Source organism: Serratia sp. CC22-02 (genome assembly GCF_900182895.1).
Lineage (GTDB): Bacteria > Pseudomonadota > Gammaproteobacteria > Enterobacterales > Enterobacteriaceae > Serratia > Serratia nevei.
Genome location: NZ_FXUD01000002.1, coordinates 981278 through 999236 on the forward strand (window position 1 = coordinate 981278; position 17959 = coordinate 999236).

A 17959-nucleotide genomic window follows, 5' to 3' on the forward strand; every position below is an offset into this window, starting at 1 on the left:
GCCTGGCTTCTGAGGTGACTATGAAACAATGCTTAATCTTTGTTGGGCTATTTTTCAGCAGCTTTTTCGCCGATGCCAATATTGTAATTAATGGAACACGTGTTATTTATCCCGAAAAAAACAAAGATGTTATCGTTCAGTTGGTGAACAACGGTAACGATCCGGCGCTCGTGCAGGCATGGATTGATGACGGTGATATAAACTCGACGCCTGAGACGGCAAACGTACCGTTCTTGTTATCTCCACCGGTGGTGAAAGTGGCTGGAAATAATGGCCAGCAATTGCGCATACAGAAAATGGGTGCCACGATTCCTGGCGATCGTGAGTCTGTATTTTATTTGAATGTGTTAGATATTCCACCTACGCCGGAGAATTTGCAGGGGGTCAATACGCTGCAGTTAGCCATAAAATCGCGTATCAAGTTATTTTATCGTCCGGCAGGGTTAAGCAGCAACGCTAATGCCATTACGGATTTTATTGAGTTACAGGCGGCAGGAGCGGGATTTAAGGTTATCAACAAAAGCCCTTATTTTTTTACGTTGGCCAATGTTGATCAGAAGGGCAAGAAAAATCTGTTGGTCGATTCAGTGATGGTCGCGCCATTTTCCAGTCTATTTGCCGCGACGAAGTCTGGAGTGAGCCGAAACGTCCCTTATACCCTGCTGTATATCGATGACCTGGGGGCTTATAAATCCAAAGCCATTACTGCCCGCTAACGTGAAGAATAGCAATGAAGCTTAAAATAAAATTGCTTTCGATACTGACCGTATCTGCATTCATCTCGCCGAATAAAGCATCGGCAATGAAATTTGACACCTCTTTATTGGCAGGGGCATCCCGCGAGTCAGACCTGTCGCGCTTTTACCTCAACAATGATATGCCGGCGGGAACCCAGACTGTCGACGTTTATGTCAACCAAAGCTGGAAAGGCCGATTCTCGTTGCTGTTCGGCGAGCACCAAGGCGATATCCGCATTGCCGGTCGCGATGCCGCTTTATTGGGCATCGATCTGGACGCATTGCCCGCCGTTGCGGACAACGACCTTATTCCCATTGATAAGTTGGTGCAAGGGGGGCGTTTCGATTTTGAAGTGGCAACGCTTAGCCTGAAGTTGACGGTGCCCCAGTCGCGAGTCATTCGCGCAGAAGCCGGCTATGTTGATGCCAAATTTTGGGATCGTGGCGTACCGGCGCTGTTGTTGGCTTATAACGCGACCTATTACCACGTGCAATCGTTGCAGGGCGATCAAGCGTCTGCGGACGATTTTTATACCGGCCTGGAGTCTGGATTCAACCTTGCGGGCTGGCAATTCAGAGACAGCAGCAATTTCCGTAGCAGTTCTCGGCAAGGTAGCGATTGGCAAAATAATACTCGCTATGTGCAGCGTGGCTTCGCTGCCATCAAATCAAACTTGACCATGGGCGATTTTTACTCGCCGGGCGATTTGTTCGACTCTATCCGGGTTCGGGGCGGCGCCTTAGCGTCTGACATGAATATGCGACCCAATTCACAGCAGGGGTTTTCTCCGATAGTGCGGGGTGTCGCACAGAGCAACGCCTTGGTGAAAGTGCTACAAAACGGCAACCTTATCTATCAGGAGAACGTCCCGCCGGGCGCCTTTACGTTGGACAACATCTTGCCTACCGGCTCCGCGGGTGATCTGCTGGTGGTGGTCAAGGAAGCTAACGGGCGAGAGCAGTCCTTTACCGTGCCGTTTTCCGCCGTACCCAATATGTTGAAGCAGGGCGTCAGCAAATACGGCCTGGTTGCCGGTAAAGTCAATCAGGCAAATACCGACTACTCTCCTGCTTTCGTTCAGGGCACGCTGCAGTATGGATTCAATAATCTGGTCACCGGTTATGCCGGCACGATCCTCAGTGAGGATTACCGCGCCTGGCTGCTCGGCAGTGGCTGGAACTTGCCGATCGGCGCGGTATCCGTCGATGTGACTCAAGCCTCGACGTCTTTGCAGGATCGCACAGAGGATGGGCAGAGTTTCCGCATTGCCTACAGCAAATTTCTGGATGCCACCGCGACCAACTTCACGCTGGCCGCTTACCGTTATTCGACTAAAGGTTATTACAGTTTCAACGATGCCATCTATACCCATCAAGGTTACCGAGAACGCGACAAACGCTTCCACGACTACTGGAACAGCCAAGATGACGATGAACTTGCACCGCTGGATTTGAATACCTGGGATGCCGTTCGCGCCGCTCGTCCGCGCAATACCTTCAATCTGAACCTTAATCAGCGGCTCGGTGAGGGATGGGGAACGCTGTATTTTTCCGGTACCCAGCGTGATTACTGGTCGGATACGAATAAAAGCCGGGAATATCAACTGGGGTATTCAAACGCCTTTGAACGTATCAGCTATAACGTTTCCGCCAGCAGGGTAAGAAACTCCGATCGAAAAGAGGAGACGCGATTTTATCTTTCGCTGAGCGTGCCGCTGTCGATATTTGACAATAATGCCTATCTCAGCACCGGCTTGTCGGCTACCGATTCACATTATCAACAAAGCACGCTGAGCCTGAGCGGTAATGCGCTGGAATCGAACCGACTGAGTTATGCGCTTGCCGGCAGTAATCAAAGCGGTGGCAACAGCATGGCGAGTGTAAATGCAGCCTATCGCGCCAACGCGACGACCGTCGGCGGCTCCTACAGCGAATCCTCTGACTATCGACAATTGGGTATGAGCGCCCGCGGTAGTCTGGTGGCGATCCCTTGGCATTTGCTGGCGTCAAACGAAATGGGTAACACCATGATGGTGGTGGAGGCGCCTAAAGCCAAAGGGCTGATGGTGAACGGTGACGAAAGTATTGTCACTAACGACGAGGGATTGGCTTTGGTGCCGTACGCGACGCCTTACCGGCAAAACTCCGTAACGTTGTCGGATTCCGGCAATAGCTCCGGGGCGGAGATCGTCGGCAATATCGCCAACAGCGTGCCTTATGCCGGCGCCGTCAACTATTTGAGATTCGAAACCGATCAGCGTCGGCCTTATACGCTTCGCGCCCTTAAACGTGGCGATGTGCCCTTGCCATTTGGTGCGGAGGTGGCGGATCAAAGCGGGCATGCCATTGGCTTCGTCGGGCAGGCCAGCGTCCTGTATCTGCGTGTGGAACAGCAACCCACGTCGCTGGAAGTCAGGCTGAATGACGGTATCTGCAAGATTGAACGCCCGCAAATCTCGATGGACAGCGCAGCCAACATTTGTCGATAAAAGGATAATTACACCATGCTCAGGATACTCGCACTGACGCTGTCCTTAGTGTTCAGCGGTTACAGTTACGCTTCATGTTACGGCAACGGCATCCAATATGCGCCGCCTATCTACGTCGACTTGTCAGATAAGCTCAGCGCCAAGACACCGGTCTGGGAAGGCAGTTTTTATACGCAATACAGTGGTTCATTTAGCTGTTCAACCTCAAGCAGCGAATTCGGCTATACCCGGATCCTGTCAACCGACAGCTCGAAAGCGACCATTCTGGGGTTCAGTAATGGAAAGTATTGGGTGCGAGCAGAGATAATCAACGATGTCGCTAACAAGAAACTCAGTGGCTGGGGAACGCACAACGCCTCGGAATTGAATGAGCCGATGAATATTCGCTTCAGTCTGGTCAGCAAGACAGGCACATCGATACCCGGCGATACCGTCAGCCTTAAAGACGTGATGTTCGTGACCGATCTGAGCGGAATGTCGTTGCTGGAGATCATTTTATGGCCGGCCAAGCAGTTGCTGAAGATTTTGACCTGGCTGCTCAACGGTTTCAACTGGCCTTACGATCAGCGTGACATGTACGGGCAGCCGATGACTATCAAATATGCGCCTAAAATGACGACCTGTTCTTTCGACAACGCCGGCTTGGCGGTGAAACTGCCGACGCTGGGAGTGTCCCAGATAACTCAGGGCGCGCAAAATGGGCTGACGCCTTTTACGCTCAATTTCAGCTGTCAGAATCGACAAAGCGACGGCACGACCGATCGTGATATCAATATGTTTTTATCCAGCAACAACCTGCTGTCATCGGATAATTCAGTTTTGATTGACAAGAGTGCTGGGGCGGCGAGAGGTGTAGGTATTCGTCTGGTGAATGCTAAAACACCGGATACGCCCGTTATGTTAGCGCTTTCCAGCACGGTACAAGGCTCGGCGACATCATTATTTCATGTTGGCGTCGGTAATGCGTTAGATGCGCAATTTTCCATCGGCATGGCGGCCTATTATTATCCTTACGACAAGGTTACCCTGAGCAGCGGGACGATTAACACATCCGCCACGCTTAATATTATATATAAATAAATCTTCTGTTATTTTTAATAATAAAAAACAGGTTGATGTGAATAAGAAAAATCTTAACATGGTAATTGATGGCAAATATTATTATTTGAATAATATTGGTGTTTAATCAGGATCTCTATGTTGAGGATGAACTGTATGACGGAACAAATCCAGATCGGTGTTAAGGTGGAAAAGTCGCTAAAAGATGAGGTTGACGTAATTCTTCGCGGTTTGGATATTAAACCGACGACGGCGATAAATGGACTCTATCAATATATTTCGCAGCACGGTGAACTTCCTTTTGTCATATCAACCAGTGTGAAAACACCGAAGGACATCGCCGGAGGGGTGTTCAAAAACCTCTTTTCCTTACAGAACACACTTCGCGTATTTTTTGATAAAGTCCAATTAAAACAGAGTATAAGTAGGGGGGAGGTGCTGATCATTCTCGATATACTGCACGATTTCGTCGTTGGATTCCGCCAGAATGCGCAATATCTAGGTATTTCGCCATTTGGCCAGCGTGTCGTCTGGAAGGATGCCGTAGGTGCGGTAGAGGGTATTCATGAAATTTTAGAGAATAATGTAAAATACAGTGAAGAAGGTGTTATGTATCTGGATGATTTTTACCTTTCATCGTTGTCCGGGTTGTTGAGCTCATTATGTACTTCTCTGAAGTAAGTTAACCAACACCGATTAACTAACATCGCTTTCATGGGCTGTCTAAAAAATGGCCCATCACGAATGGCAACGGAATGAATCTATGCAAGTGGCTATTTTTTCCGACGATTACTATTTATTTTATGGGATGTCGCAGCTCTTGATGCCTTTTGAGGGTATTGAGGTCATTAATCTCTATTCACCCTCCGGTGGTAGAATGCATGCCGTTTATTGTCATGCGGATATAGTTATTGTTTCTTTTTCTTCTATCTGCCGGATCATGAATTTTTTGTCGCATATTATAGACAGACCTGACCATGCTATCGTGCTGACCGGTGTGGAAACGCCGCGCCTGTCGAATTTTAATTGCCTAAAAAAAAACATCGGGTTGGTCGCGTTCACGGAGGCCATCACGTCGTTTGTTGCAAGCGCCAAAGGGCAGCGTCTGTCGTCGAGAGAGATTTCGGTATTGGCCATGTTGTTGGCGGGAAAACCCAATACTCGTATTGCCAAAGCATTAGGCATTTCTGAGAAAACCGTCAGCCAACATAAAATGAATGCCATGCGTAAGCTGGAGATTGAACGTTTTCATCAGTTCATTTTGGCCGCGGATGAGCGAGTTTAATCGCTATCCCACAGGGGGCGTTGGGCCGCAGGGAAAGCACCTGTTCACCCGTGTTAGCCTGGGCGTTCGAAAATATGCGCGCCGGCGCCCTGTTGGCCCAAAATATCGTTTGGGTTGCGCAGCGGGCAGTCGGTGAGCGACAGGCAGCCGCAGCCGATGCAGCTGTCGAGATGGTCGCGCAGCACCGTCAGCCGCTGAATGCGCTCATCCAGCGTTTTGCGCCAGGCGGAGGACAAAATTCCCCATTGTTCGGCGGTCAGCTTGCTGCCGGCAGGAAAGCGGCCCAGCGTGGCGCGGATCTCCTCCAGCGGAATGCCCGCGTTTTGCGCGATTTTGATCACCGCGATGTAGCGCAACACCACCGGCGTGTAGCGGCGCTGGTTACCGGCGTTGCGCGTGGCCTGAATCAGCCCCTTGCTTTCGTAAAAGTGCAGCGCGGATACCGCCACGCCGCTGCGCTTCGCCACTTCCCCCACGGTCAATAGCCGATAGGTGTCAATCGGTTCATTTCTTGCCATTCCACGTTCCTCAGCTTGACCTCAAGTTAACCTGAGGTTTTATAGTGCAGCCAGCCGGGCTTGGCAACCGGCATCTCTCGTCACCTGCCTGCGCTGCGTCGGGGGAAGGATGGCTTTGGCTGTAAAATCAGGAAGAAACCGTTACATGATGAAACGAAACCTCATTATTGCCGCGCTGCTGGCGGCGCTCGCCGTCGCCGCCGTTGCGATGCGATCCACCGCGCGGCAAAACGAAGGCGCGCCGGCCTATCCGCCGGTGAAAGTGGCGCTGGCACCCGCCCTGCGTGAACAGGCGGCGCGCAGTTACGCCGGCGTGGGCGAGCTGGAGGCGGCCAGCCAGGTGGCTGTGGCGGCGGAGACCAGCGGCCGCATCACGCGCATTCTGTTCGAATCCGGCCAAACGGTGCGGCAGGGGCAACTGCTGGTGCAGCTCAACGATGCGGTCGAGCAGGCTGAGCTGGTGCGCCTGCAGGCGCAATTGCGCAATGCCGATCTGCTGTTGGCGCGCATGCGCAAGCTGATGAACCTCAACGCCACCGCGCGGCAACAGCTGGACGATGCGCTGGCCGAACGGGATATGGCGCTCGGTGCGGTGCAGGAAACGCAGGCCAAAATCGCGCAAAAGGCGATCCGCGCGCCGTTCGCCGGCACCATAGGCATTCGCCGCGTGCATGAAGGGCAATACCTCAACGCCGCCGACGCGGTGGCGAACCTGGTGGACGCCGATACGCTGCGCGTCAACTTCTCGCTGGACGAACAAAGCAGCGCCGGGCTGGCGCTGGGGCAGGCGGTGTCGGTGCAGGTTGGGGCGTATCCCGATCGCGCTTTCCCTGCCGCCATTACCGCTATCGACCCGATGATCGGCAAATCCCGCACCGTGCAGGTGCAGGCGACGTTGACCAACCGCCAGGGGTTGCTGAAGGCCGGCATGTACGCCGGCATTCGGGTCACGCAGCAGCAGCGCGTGGCGGTGTTGACGGTGCCGGAAACGGCGCTGACCTACACGGCCTACGGCGATACCGTGTTCCTGGCGCAGCAGGGTGAAAAGGGCATGACGGTCAAACGCGTTTCGGTCGCCGTGGGGGAGCGCAACGACGGGCGCGTCGAGATCGTCAGCGGCCTGCAGGAAGGCGATCGGGTGGTGACCTCGGGCCAGCTCAAGCTGAGCGACGGCATGGCGGCCGAGCCGGTGGCGCAGGATACGTTGAACGCCGCCCAGGCTGGTTCTTGAGGAGAGACCGATGACATTTACCGATCTGTTCGTGCGCCGGCCGGTGCTGGCGCTGGTGGTCAGCACCCTGATCCTGCTGTTCGGCGCGCTGGCGCTCAGCCAACTGCCGATCCGTCAATACCCGCTGTTGGAAAACTCCACCATCACCATCAGCACCGACTATCCCGGTGCGTCGTCCGAGCTGATGCAGGGCTTTGTCACGCAGCCGATCGCCCAGGCGGTGTCGTCCGTCGAGGGCGTTGACTACCTTTCATCCTCGTCGGTGCAGGGGCGCAGCGTGGTGACGGTGCGCATGGCGCTGAACCGCGATTCGACCCAGGCCTTGACCGAAGTGATGGCCAAGGTCAACCAGGTGCGCTACAAGCTGCCGGAGCAGGCTTACGATCCGGTGATTGAGCGCTCCGCCGGTGAAGCTACCGCCGTCGCCTATGTCGGCTTTTCCAGTAAAACGCTGTCCACGCCGGCGCTGAGCGAATACCTGACGCGGGTGGTGGAGCCGATGTTCACCACTATCGACGGCGTCGCCAAGGTGGAAGTGTTCGGCGGGCAAAAAATGGCGATGCGCCTGTGGCTGGACAGCGATCGGCTGGCCGGCCGCGGCCTGACAGCCGCCGACGTGGCCGACGCGGTGCGGCGCAACAACTACCAGGCGGCGCCGGGCAAGGTGAAAGGGCAGTATGTGGTTGCCAACGTGCGGGTGAATACCGATCTCACCAGCGTGGAGGAGTTCCGCAATCTGGTGGTGCGCAACGACGGCAACGGCCTGGTGCGCCTGAAAGACGTCGGCACCGTGGAGCTGGGCGCCGCAGCCACGGAAACCAGCGCGCTGATGGATGGCGAACCGGCGGTGTTTCTCGGCGTTTTCCCCACGCCGACCGGCAACCCGCTGGTGATCGTCGACGGCATTCGTCACCTGATGCCGGCAATTGACAAGATGCAGCCGCCGGGCGTGAAGATGGCGCTGGCGTTCGAAACCGCACGCTTTATCCAGGCCTCGATCGATGAAGTGGTGCATACCCTGCTCGAAGCGCTGGCGATCGTGGTGGCGGTGATCTACCTGTGTCTGGGGTCGCTGCGCACCGTGCTGATCCCGGTGGTGACCATTCCGCTGTCGATCCTTGGCGCTGCCGGGCTGATGCTGGCCTTCGGCTTCAGCGTCAATTTGCTGACGCTGCTGGCGATGGTTTTGGCGATCGGTCTGGTGGTGGACGACGCCATCGTGGTGGTGGAGAACGTGCATCGCCATATCGAAGAGGGGAAAACGCCGCTGGCGGCGGCGATGATCGGCGCGCGCGAAGTGGCGGGGCCGGTGATCGCCATGACCCTGACGCTGGCGGCGGTCTACGCGCCGATCGGCCTGATGGGCGGGCTGACCGGCGCGCTGTTTCGCGAGTTCGCGCTGACGCTGGCCGGCGCGGTGGTGGTGTCCGGCGTGGTGGCGCTGACGCTGTCGCCGGTAATGAGTTCTCTTCTCCTGCCTGCCAAACAGAGCGAAGGGCGCGTGGCGCGCGCCGCCGAGTGGTTCTTCGGCGGCCTGACGCGGCGCTATGCGCGCGCGCTGGATTTCTCGCTGCACCACCGTTGGGTGACCGGCGCGCTGGCGCTGCTGGTGATGATCAGCCTGCCGCTGCTGTACCTGATGCCGCAGCGCGAGCTGGCGCCGACCGAGGATCAGGCCATCGTACTGACCGCCATCAAGGCGCCACAGCACGCCAACCTGAACTATGTCGAGCGTTTTGCGTACAAGCTGGACGAGGTTTACAACCGCATGCCGGAAACCGAAAGCCGCTGGATCATCAACGGCAGCGACGGCACCGCGTCCGGCATCGGCGGCATCAACCTGACGCTGTGGCAGGCGCGCCAGCGCTCGGCGTCAGCGGTGCAGGCCGATCTGCAACGGGCGGTGAACGACGTCGAAGGCACCAGCATTTTCGCCTTCCAACTGCCCGCGCTGCCGGGCTCCACCGGCGGGCTGCCGGTGCAGATGGTGCTGCGCACGCCGCAGGACTACCCGCAGCTGTATCGCACCCTGGAAGAGGTGAAGCAGAATGCCAGAAACAGCGGCCTGTTTATGGTGGTGGACAGCGATCTGGACTACAACAACCCGCTGGCGGAGGTGCATATCGACCGCGCCAAGGCCAACAGCCTCGGGATACGCATGAGCGACATCGGCGAATCGCTGGCGGTGCTGGTGGGGGAGAACTACCTCAACCGCTTCGGCATGGACGGGCGCGCCTATGACGTGATCCCGCAGAGCCTGCGTGAACAGCGGCTGACGCCGCAGGCGCTGGCGCGGCAGTACGTTCGCACGCAGGACAATACGCTGGTGCCGCTCTCCACCGTGGTGTCGGTGGCCGTTAAGGTCGAGCCGAACAAGCTGACCCAGTTTAACCAGCAGAACGCCGCCACCCTGCAGGCCATCCCCGCCCCCGGCGTTTCGATGGGCGAAGCGGTCGCCTTCCTCGAGCGGCAGGCCAATGCGCTGCCGGCCGAATTTAGCCACGACTGGCAGGGGGATTCGCGCCAATATACCCAGGAAGGCAGCGCGCTGGCATTCGCGTTCCTGGCGGCGTTGGTGATCATCTACCTGGTGCTGGCGGCGCAGTATGAGAGCCTGAAGGATCCGCTGATCATCCTCATCACCGTGCCGCTGTCGATCTGCGGCGCCTTATTGCCGCTGGCGCTGGGTTACGCCACGATGAATATTTATACCCAGGTCGGGCTGGTGACCCTGATCGGGCTGATTAGCAAGCACGGTATTCTGATGGTGGAGTTCGCCAACGAACTGCAGATGCATCAGGGGTTGACGCGGCGCGCCGCGATTTTGCAGGCGGCGCAAATTCGCCTGCGGCCGGTGCTGATGACCACCGGGGCGATGGTGTTCGGCTTGATCCCGCTGCTGTTCGCCAGCGGCGCCGGTGCCGCCAGCCGCTTCGGTCTGGGGCTGGTGATCGTGTCCGGCATGCTGGTGGGCACGCTGTTCACCCTGTTTGTGCTGCCGACGGTGTACACACTGTTGGCGCGCGATCACGCGGTGGCGTCGCCCCGGCAGCGTGAGTTGGCCGCCGCGCAAAAGGCGCTGACGGAATAAACCGCCGGCGCCCGAATGAAAAATAAACCCGCCTCGGCGGGTTTTTTCGTCAGTTTTTGCAGCCCATCAGCTCCGGCAGGACGCCGGGCTTGCTCTTCAGCGAGGCCTGTACGTCGTCCGGCAGACCGGCCCAGATGATCAGGCCGGTACGCTTCTCGATCTCGTCCACCGTCACGCGGAATTGGCAGAAATCGGCGCCCTTCGGCGTGTTTTGATCGAACAGGAAGGCGGCATAGTGGTTTACCGCCGGGCTGTTGTTGATGAAAATCACCTTCCAGTAGGCGCTGGGGATGGTGTGCGCTTTCTGGGTGCCCGGCAGTTTGCCCATATCGCGTTCATACAGTGGCCCGGTCACGGTATAGACCGAGGAGATATCGGCGCGATCGATCAGCTTGCGTTCCTGATCTTCCAGCCGCGCCCAGGCGCCCTGGTTAAGATCGGACTTTTGCGGCGTGATGTTGGACAGGTAGTTCAGCGATTCCCAGTCGGAAACGCCCGCCAGCGAGGCCAACGGCGCCTGATGGCCGCGATCGACCTTCAACGCCGCATTGGCACCGGTGTAATCGGCGGGCGCCAGGGTATCCGCCGGATTGAGCGCCGGGTCGGTTTTCCAGTTGCGCGTCTTGCCGCTGGCCGGCGTGTCTTTGGTGATGTGATAGGCCACCCAGTTGGCGAACTTGGTGGTGCTGTTGTTGTTCAACGTATAAGCATGACGCACGATCGACACGTTGCTGCTGCCGCCGGTCGGGCAGCCGACCGCGCAGTTGTCGATGGATTCGAGCGTGTCGGCCGACGCCTGTACGGCGAACAGCAGGGCGGCCAGGGCCAACATCTTGTTGTTAAAGCGCATATTCATATCCTCAATAAGTTAAAAATACTGTATATATTTACAGTGAATTAAACTTATCGCAGTGAAACGAATACAACAATGCAACATATTCATGTTGCGAATGTGTCAGCGTTAGCAGAGCGGAACGGCGCCTTACACGCCGCTTGGCCGATCAAAAACGCCAAAATGCGCGTGAACAAAGGATCAGCATCGGATAGATCTCGAGGCGGCCGAGCAGCATGGCGGCGCACATCAGCCATTTCGCCGCATCGTTCAACGTGCCGAAACCGGCGGCGGTTTCTCCGTACCCCAGCCCCATATTGTTGATGCAGGCGGCGACGGTGGCGAAGGCGGTGACCAGATCATAGCCCATCAGATTCAGCAGCCAGATAAACAAGCAGGTGAACAGTACATAGAGAAAGAAGAAGCTCCAAACGGAGCGCAGCGTTCGATCCTGGATCGGTGCATTGCCGACCTTGATGGTATACATGGCGTTGGGATGCACCAGCTGGTTGATCTCGAGCCGGCTTTGCTTGTACATGATCAGAAAACGCAGTGCTTTAATGCCGCCGCAGGTGGAGCCGACGCAGCCGCCGAAGAAACTCGCCGCCAGCAGCAGCATGATGGTATGGGACGGGATCCGGGTGTAATCGGCAATCGCCAGGCCGTTGTCGGTCATCATCGAGCTGGTGAGGAAAAAGCCGTGCACGAAGGCGTCTTTGGCGCCGTACATGCCTGAACGGTACAGCTCGATACACACGATCGCCACGACGATGGCCAGAATCAACAGGAAAAAGCGCAGCTCGGGGCTGCGGTACAGCGGTTTCAGGCTGCGGCGGCCGACGGCCACGAAATAGAGCGTGAAGTTCACCGCCGCCAGAATAGAGAAAATGCCGCCGACCATTTCCACTGCTGAACTGTCGTAGTACCCCAGGCTTTCGTTGCGGGTGGAAAATCCGCCGAGCGAAACGGTGGAAATGCCGTGGCATAACGCATCGAACCACGGCATGCCCGCCAGACGAAAGGCGACGGTACAGGCCAACCCCAGCCCAAGGTAGATCAACCACAGGTTTTTCGAGGTATCGGCCAGGCGTGGCGTCAGGCGTTCCTCCTTGAACGGGCCGGGCATTTCCGACTGGTAAAGTTTGGCGCCGCCGATGCCCAGCAGCGGCAGCACGGCCACCGCCAACACGATAACCCCGAGGCCGCCGATAAAATTGAGCTGGGAACGGTAGTAGAGGACCGATTTGGGCACGTTCGAGACGTCATTCAGCACCGAGGCGCCGGTGGTGGTGATGCCGGAGACTCCCTCAAACATCGCGTCGACCAGCCGGACGTTCAGCGTATCATCCAGCCACAGCGGCAGGGCGCTGATCGCGGAAAACAGCAGCCAAAACATCACGATGATCAGAAAGCCGTCCTGAGTGCGCAACTGCACTTTCGACTGGCGGGTGCTGAACCAGCCCAATCCGCCGAGCGTGGCGGCCACCACCAGGGTATAGAAGAATGAGAAGGCGCTTTTTTCTTTATACAACAGGCCCATCAGCAGGGGCGGGATCATCGAAAGGCTGTAAAGAAGGACCAAAAAGCTGCAAAGATGAATGACGACCAGGATTTGTTTGGTTCTGACCATGCTGTTGCTCGGAATGCCTGCCGACAATGTGTCAATTTATTGAAGTGTATCAAGCATAAAGCAGGCGATATAAAAATAGCGTAAAAATTCATATCGCCGAATAAGTATGGCCGGTGAGCCTGCCGGGGAAGACGTTATTCCAGCAGGTCGTTGACCGTGCGGCGCACATAGTGCGTCATTTGCGCCAGATCGTCCGGCGACACCGGGCCGCCGCCGGCGCGCACCACCTGCTGTTCAATCTGGGCGATCTCTTGCTCGACCTTGTTGGCGATTTGCACCTTGACTATCTTGTCCACCGAAGACAGCAGCACCTTCAAGACCACTTTCAGCGCGATGTTCTCGCAGAACGAATCGTAGTGATGAACCGGCGGCGGCGGGGCCGGAGCCGGCTCGGGCGCGCGCGGAGCCAGAGCCTTGAAGCTGTCTACATTTTCAATAATAAGATCCATGTCTCTTATTAGTTCATCAAAATCTTTAGACACTGACTTATTCCCTTCGCTGTGCGCAAAAAACAGAACGCCCGTCCTCGCGCCTAAGGCTGACAAGCGACGGGCAGAACGAATTCGGGCCTGGCCTTCAGACGCTGAATGGCCGGGGGAGGGGCATTCTAACCTTGCGGCGGGTCGGCAACAAGATGGGGCCGTGCGAATGCGCGGCCCTTTGAATCACAGGCGCAGGAGGGTGCTTAACTTTTCAGCTTGGCGGTGATTTTTGCCACGTGCTCGCCCTGATAGCGGGCAATGGTCAACTCTTCGTTGCTCGGTTGCCGCGAACCGTCGGCGCCGGCGATGGTGGTGGCGCCATACGGGGTGCCGCCGCGTACCTGCGAAACGTCAAACAGCTCTGGCGTGGCATAGCCGATCGGCACGATGATGAAACCGTGGTGCGCCAGCGTGGTCCAGGTGGAACTGATGGTGTGTTCCTGGCCGCCGCCGGTGCCGGTGGAAGAGAAGACGCTGCCTACCTTGCCGTACAACGCGCCGGAAGCCCACAGGCCGCCGGTCTGATCGAGGAAGGTGCGCATCTGCCCGGCCATATTGCCGAAGCGGGTCGGCGTGCCGAAGATAATGCCGTCATAGTCCGCCAGCTCCTGCGGGCTGGCGACCGGCGCCTGCTGATGTTGTTTGCCACCTGCTTTGGCAAAGGCCTCCGGCGTCATGGTTTCCGGCACGCGTTTAATCGTCACGTCCACGCCGTTAACCCGATTCGCGCCTTCGGCCACCGCCTGCGCCAGGTGTTCGATATGGCCGTACATTGAGTAATAAAGCACCAACACTTTCGTCATGTTCCGAACTCCCGCTCAGATGATTAACAAAAACCCTTGATAAGCATAGAAGCGAATGACGAATTTGGTTTTGTCGAATGGCGGATTCAGGGCAAGCGCCGCAGCTTGTGCGCCAGCCGCTGTTCCTGCCAGCGGCTGAAGACATTGCGCAGCAGCAGGGTACGCACCGCCCGCATGACCAGCGCGAGGCTCATGCCGCCGATAGCCCACAGCGACCAGAGATATTGCGGATGGGTAAACCAGTTGATGGCGAACAACATCACGCCAATCACGGCGAAACGCACCGCCATGCTCAGCAGTTTGCCTTCTGCCGCGACCTGGCGACGAATGCGCTGTTCGTCAGGCGTCTCCTCCTCCATTGCCTGTTGCGGCTGCGCATTGAGATCGCTGACCTGCACGCCCAGCGCGGCAGCGATCGCGGTCAAGGTTTCCAGGCTGGCCTGTTCACCGTTTTCAATCCGCTGGACGGTGCGGGTGCTGAGGCCGGCGATCGTCGCCAGCTGCTCCTGCGACCAGCCTTTTTCCAGACGTAATGGCCTGATGCGGTACTTTTGCATGGTGCACTCCTGAGTTCGCTGTCACTGTCATTCAGTGTAGGGCGAGCGCGGTGGCGGCGCCACGACAGCGGCACGACAGCGACACGACATCCGCCGCCGGTGCGGGCCGGTGGGCGGTCAGAAGGCGACGTTGCGGATAAAACGCAGGGGCAGGTCGCCGTGGTTGGCGTAAGCGTAGCGTTGATCGCTGTTGAAGGTTTGCGCGGCGCCGGCGGTGAGCGTCAGCGTATCTTGTTCCAGCTCCAGCGTCAGGGTACCGGCAATCACGTAGATCATTTCGCTCCAGCCTTCGGCGTCCGGCGCAGAGTCATAGCGCTCGCCCGGCATCAGCGTCCATTCCCACAGCTCGGCCCGCTGCCGCGCCGGTACGCTGGCGGCGAACAGCGCCTGGCTGCCCGGCTGTGCGCCTTGCCAGGCCAATTCCCCGACCATATGGCTGCCGCGCGCCTCCGGCGCCTGGATCAGATCGGTAAAGGAAATCGCCAGGGCGGCGGCGATCTTGTCGAGCACCGCCAGGCTGACGTTGCGATCGCCGGCCTCGATGCCCGCCAACATGCGACGGCTGACGCCGGAAAGCTCGGCCAGCGCCATTTGGCTCAGGCCCGCCTGTTGGCGGTAGCCGCGCAGATTGCTGCTCAGGTACTGCAGCACCTTGGGGGGATCGGTTTTTGCGTTATGCGCCGTATTGCTCATCGCCGGACTTTATCTCATACTGGCAGGATCTGTGCATTATATTGCACTCAGCAGGAAGGGCAAGCCGGTGTCAGCAGCAAAAAAATCCTTTATTTCCGCCATGGTTCCGCAAATCAGGCTGCCGGAAGCGGTGTTGATTTTCATCACCATGATCTGGGGCGGCACCTTTTTGGCGGTGCATCACGCGATGCAGGTCAGCGGGCCGTTCTTTTTCGTCGGCCTGCGTTTCGCCACCGCTACGCTGGCGCTGACCCTGTTTTCGCTGCGCGTGTTGCGCGGCCTGACCCTGTATGAACTGAAGGCGGGCGGGCTGATTGGGCTGGCGATTATGTTTGGTTACAGTATGCAAACCGTCGGCCTGCAGACCATCACCAGCAGCCAATCGGCGTTTATCACCGCTATGTACGTGCCGATCGTGCCACTGTTGCAATGGCTGGTGCTGGGGCGGTTCCCCGGCATCATGTCGTGGATCGGCATTCTGTTGGCCTTTACCGGCCTGATGCTGCTGGCGGCGCCGAGCAGCACCGACATGACGCTGAGCCTCGGCGAAATTCTGACGCTGGCCGGTACCCTGGGGATGGCGGCAGAGATCATTCTGATCGGCGCCTTCGCCGGTAAGGTGAATATCCGCCGGGTGACCATCGTGCAGCTGGCGACCGCCTCGCTGACCTCATTTTTAATGATGGCGCCGACCGGCGAGTCGCCGCCGCCGTATTCGGATTATCTGCTGTACAGCGCCATTGGGCTGGGGCTGGCCAGCGCCTTGATTCAGTTGACCATGAACTGGGCACAGCGCAGCGTTTCGCCGACTCGGGCCACGGTGATTTACGCCGGCGAACCGGTCTGGGCCGGCATCGTCGGGCGGTTGGCCGGCGAGCGTTTGCCGGGCGTGGCGTTATTGGGGGGCGCGTTGATCGTGATTGGGGTGGTGGTCAGCGAGCTGCGCGTGCGGCGCAAGGATAAAGCGGCGGTGGCGACGGAAGCGGATTAGCGCGGAGGCTTAGAAGGAAAAAAGGGGCGGAGATATCCGCCCCTTTTTGCATCATGCGGTTTTCTTCTTGCGCAGGAACACGTAAGACAGGCCGAGCACGATGAACCACAGCGGGGTGACGATCAACGCCTGGCGGGTGTCTTCGCGCAGCGACAGCAGCACCAGCACGAACACGAAGAACGCCATGCATACCCAGCACATCAGTTTGCCGGCCGGCATCTTGTAGATCGATTTCTGGTGCAGCGCCGGGCGCTGTTTACGGTAGACCAGATACGAGCACAGGATGATGGTCCAGACGAACATGAACAGAATCGCCGATACGGTGGTCACCAGGGTGAAGACCGTCATCACGTTCGGGATCAGGTAAATCAGCACCACGCCGCCCAGCAGGCAGATGCAGGAGAAGGTGAGGCCGTTGGCCGGCACCGCGCGCTTGGACAGATTGGCGAACGATTTTGGCGCGTCGCCTTCCTGCGCCAGCCCGAACAGCATGCGGCTGGTGGAGAACACGCCGCTGTTGGCGGAGGAGGCGGCGGAGGTCAGCACCACGAAGTTGATCACGCTAGCCGCGGCAGGCAGGCCGATCAGCACGAACAGTTCAACGAACGGGCTCTTGTCCGGCACCACGGAGCTCCACGGCGTGACCGACATGATGACGATCAGGGCGAACACATAGAACATGATGATGCGGATCGGAATCGAGTTGATGGCGCGCGGCAGCGATTTCTCCGGATCCTTGGTTTCTGCGGCGGTGGTGCCCACCAGCTCAATGCCGACGAAGGCGAATACCGCAATCTGGAAGCCGGCGAAGAAGCCGCTGATGCCTTTCGGGAACATGCCGCCGTCATTCCACAGATGGGTGAATGAGGCCACGGTGCCGGTCGGCGACTGGAACTGCATGGCGATCATCACCAGCCCGGCGACGATCAGCCCGACGATGGCGACGATTTTGATCATCGCAAACCAGAATTCCATTTCGCCGAACATCTTCACCGTCGCCAGGTTAAGGCCGAGCAGCAACAGTACGCACAGCAGCGAAGCGATCCATTGCGACAGCCCGGGGAACCAGAACTGGGCGTAGGCGGTAATCGCTACGACGTCGGCGATGCCGGTGACCACCCAGCAGAACCAGTAGGTCCAGCCGGTGAAGAAACCGGCCCACGGGCCGAGCAGATCTGCAGCGAAATCGCTGAACGATTTGTATTCCAGATTGGACAGCAGCAGCTCGCCCATGGCGCGCATCACGAAGAACAGCATAAAGCCGATGATCATGTACACGAAGATGATCGAAGGGCCGGCCAGGCTGATGGTTTTACCTGAGCCCATAAACAGACCGGTGCCGATGGCGCCGCCGATGGCGATCAGTTGAATATGTCGGTTAGTGAGGTTTCGCCGTAGATGATCTTCTGAAGCGGGCGTCGCGTCAGTCGCTATTTTAGAGTGATCTACCATCTGATGATGTCCTGTTTTACCTGTCATTAGTGAAGTCGCGAGCTCTGAAGTGGCTCTTTTTTATACATTTATCCGGTTGGCCCGGCTTTAGTAAGGTAGTGCAATAACG

At 57.7% G+C, this 17959-nt stretch carries 16 protein-coding genes; 8 read left to right on the plus strand and 8 right to left on the minus strand.

Translation table 11 applies throughout. The features are described from left to right. Window positions 1-20: 20 nt before the first annotated feature. From QOL81_RS11505 to QOL81_RS11525, 5 genes are all read left to right on the plus strand, one after another. A complete protein-coding gene (locus QOL81_RS11505) occupies window positions 21-716 on the plus strand; it encodes a fimbrial biogenesis chaperone (protein ID WP_283439827.1) in 696 nt (231 codons plus the stop codon). A gap of 14 nt (window positions 717-730) precedes the next feature. Continuing rightward, window positions 731-3226 (plus strand): fimbria/pilus outer membrane usher protein, encoded by a 2496-nt coding sequence (locus QOL81_RS11510; RefSeq protein ID WP_060419643.1) that lies wholly within the window; start codon window positions 731-733, stop codon window positions 3224-3226. Window positions 3227-3241: 15 nt separating this feature from the next. Then, entirely contained in the window at window positions 3242-4306 is a 1065-nt protein-coding gene (locus tag QOL81_RS11515; protein ID WP_060419641.1) for a fimbrial protein, read from the plus strand. Between the two features lie 135 nt (window positions 4307-4441). Next, a complete protein-coding gene (locus QOL81_RS11520) occupies window positions 4442-4966 on the plus strand; it encodes a hypothetical protein (protein ID WP_139159299.1) in 525 nt (174 codons plus the stop codon). Between the two features lie 82 nt (window positions 4967-5048). Continuing rightward, window positions 5049-5570 (plus strand): helix-turn-helix domain-containing protein, encoded by a 522-nt coding sequence (locus tag QOL81_RS11525; RefSeq protein WP_070913938.1) that lies wholly within the window; start codon window positions 5049-5051, stop codon window positions 5568-5570. Window positions 5571-5623: 53 nt separating this feature from the next. Here QOL81_RS11525 and soxR read toward each other — a convergent pair whose 3' ends face one another. After that, window positions 5624-6088 carry a redox-sensitive transcriptional activator SoxR gene (gene soxR, locus QOL81_RS11530; RefSeq protein WP_197757930.1) on the minus strand — a complete coding sequence of 155 codons (465 nt, stop codon included), beginning with the start codon at window positions 6086-6088 and terminating at the stop codon, window positions 5624-5626. A gap of 145 nt (window positions 6089-6233) precedes the next feature. Here soxR and QOL81_RS11535 point away from each other — a divergent pair, with 145 nt between their 5' ends. Both QOL81_RS11535 and QOL81_RS11540 read left to right on the plus strand, forming a co-directional pair. Continuing rightward, complete coding sequence (locus QOL81_RS11535) at window positions 6234-7319, plus strand: efflux RND transporter periplasmic adaptor subunit (protein ID WP_070913936.1); 1086 nt, start codon at window positions 6234-6236, stop codon at window positions 7317-7319. Between the two features lie 10 nt (window positions 7320-7329). Then, window positions 7330-10410: a MexW/MexI family multidrug efflux RND transporter permease subunit gene (locus tag QOL81_RS11540; protein WP_047727885.1), complete on the plus strand. Its 3081-nt coding sequence runs from the start codon at window positions 7330-7332 to the stop codon at window positions 10408-10410. Window positions 10411-10459: 49 nt separating this feature from the next. Here QOL81_RS11540 and QOL81_RS11545 read toward each other — a convergent pair whose 3' ends face one another. The 6 genes from QOL81_RS11545 to QOL81_RS11570 all read right to left on the minus strand — a co-directional run bounded on the left by QOL81_RS11545 (window position 10460) and on the right by QOL81_RS11570 (window position 15407). Further along, window positions 10460-11260 carry a DNA/RNA non-specific endonuclease gene (locus QOL81_RS11545; RefSeq protein WP_038875289.1) on the minus strand — a complete coding sequence of 267 codons (801 nt, stop codon included), beginning with the start codon at window positions 11258-11260 and terminating at the stop codon, window positions 10460-10462. 151 nt (window positions 11261-11411) lie between these two features. Further along, window positions 11412-12872, minus strand: coding sequence for a TrkH family potassium uptake protein (locus tag QOL81_RS11550; RefSeq protein WP_060419630.1), 1461 nt, complete (start codon window positions 12870-12872; stop codon window positions 11412-11414). 134 nt (window positions 12873-13006) lie between these two features. Further along, on the minus strand, window positions 13007-13321 hold the full coding sequence (locus tag QOL81_RS11555; RefSeq protein WP_016928271.1) for a hypothetical protein: 315 nt from the start codon (window positions 13319-13321) through the stop codon (window positions 13007-13009). 236 nt (window positions 13322-13557) lie between these two features. Then, a complete protein-coding gene (gene wrbA / locus QOL81_RS11560; RefSeq protein ID WP_049201633.1) occupies window positions 13558-14157 on the minus strand; it encodes an NAD(P)H:quinone oxidoreductase in 600 nt (199 codons plus the stop codon). Window positions 14158-14243: 86 nt separating this feature from the next. Next, the gene (locus QOL81_RS11565) at window positions 14244-14714 is read right to left on the minus strand and encodes a helix-turn-helix domain-containing protein (RefSeq protein ID WP_049272896.1); all 471 of its coding nucleotides are present in this window, start codon (window positions 14712-14714) and stop codon (window positions 14244-14246) included. A gap of 117 nt (window positions 14715-14831) precedes the next feature. Further along, entirely contained in the window at window positions 14832-15407 is a 576-nt protein-coding gene (locus QOL81_RS11570) for a helix-turn-helix domain-containing protein (protein WP_060440248.1), read from the minus strand. 67 nt (window positions 15408-15474) lie between these two features. On the opposite strand from QOL81_RS11570, the gene QOL81_RS11575 reads away from it, so the two are divergent. Then, a complete protein-coding gene (locus tag QOL81_RS11575) occupies window positions 15475-16398 on the plus strand; it encodes a DMT family transporter (RefSeq protein WP_141958751.1) in 924 nt (307 codons plus the stop codon). Window positions 16399-16449: 51 nt separating this feature from the next. Here the strand turns inward: QOL81_RS11575 and cycA are convergent, their stop codons facing one another. Further along, on the minus strand, window positions 16450-17850 hold the full coding sequence (cycA, locus tag QOL81_RS11580) for a D-serine/D-alanine/glycine transporter (RefSeq protein WP_060419626.1): 1401 nt from the start codon (window positions 17848-17850) through the stop codon (window positions 16450-16452). Between the last annotated feature and the right edge of the window lie 109 nt (window positions 17851-17959).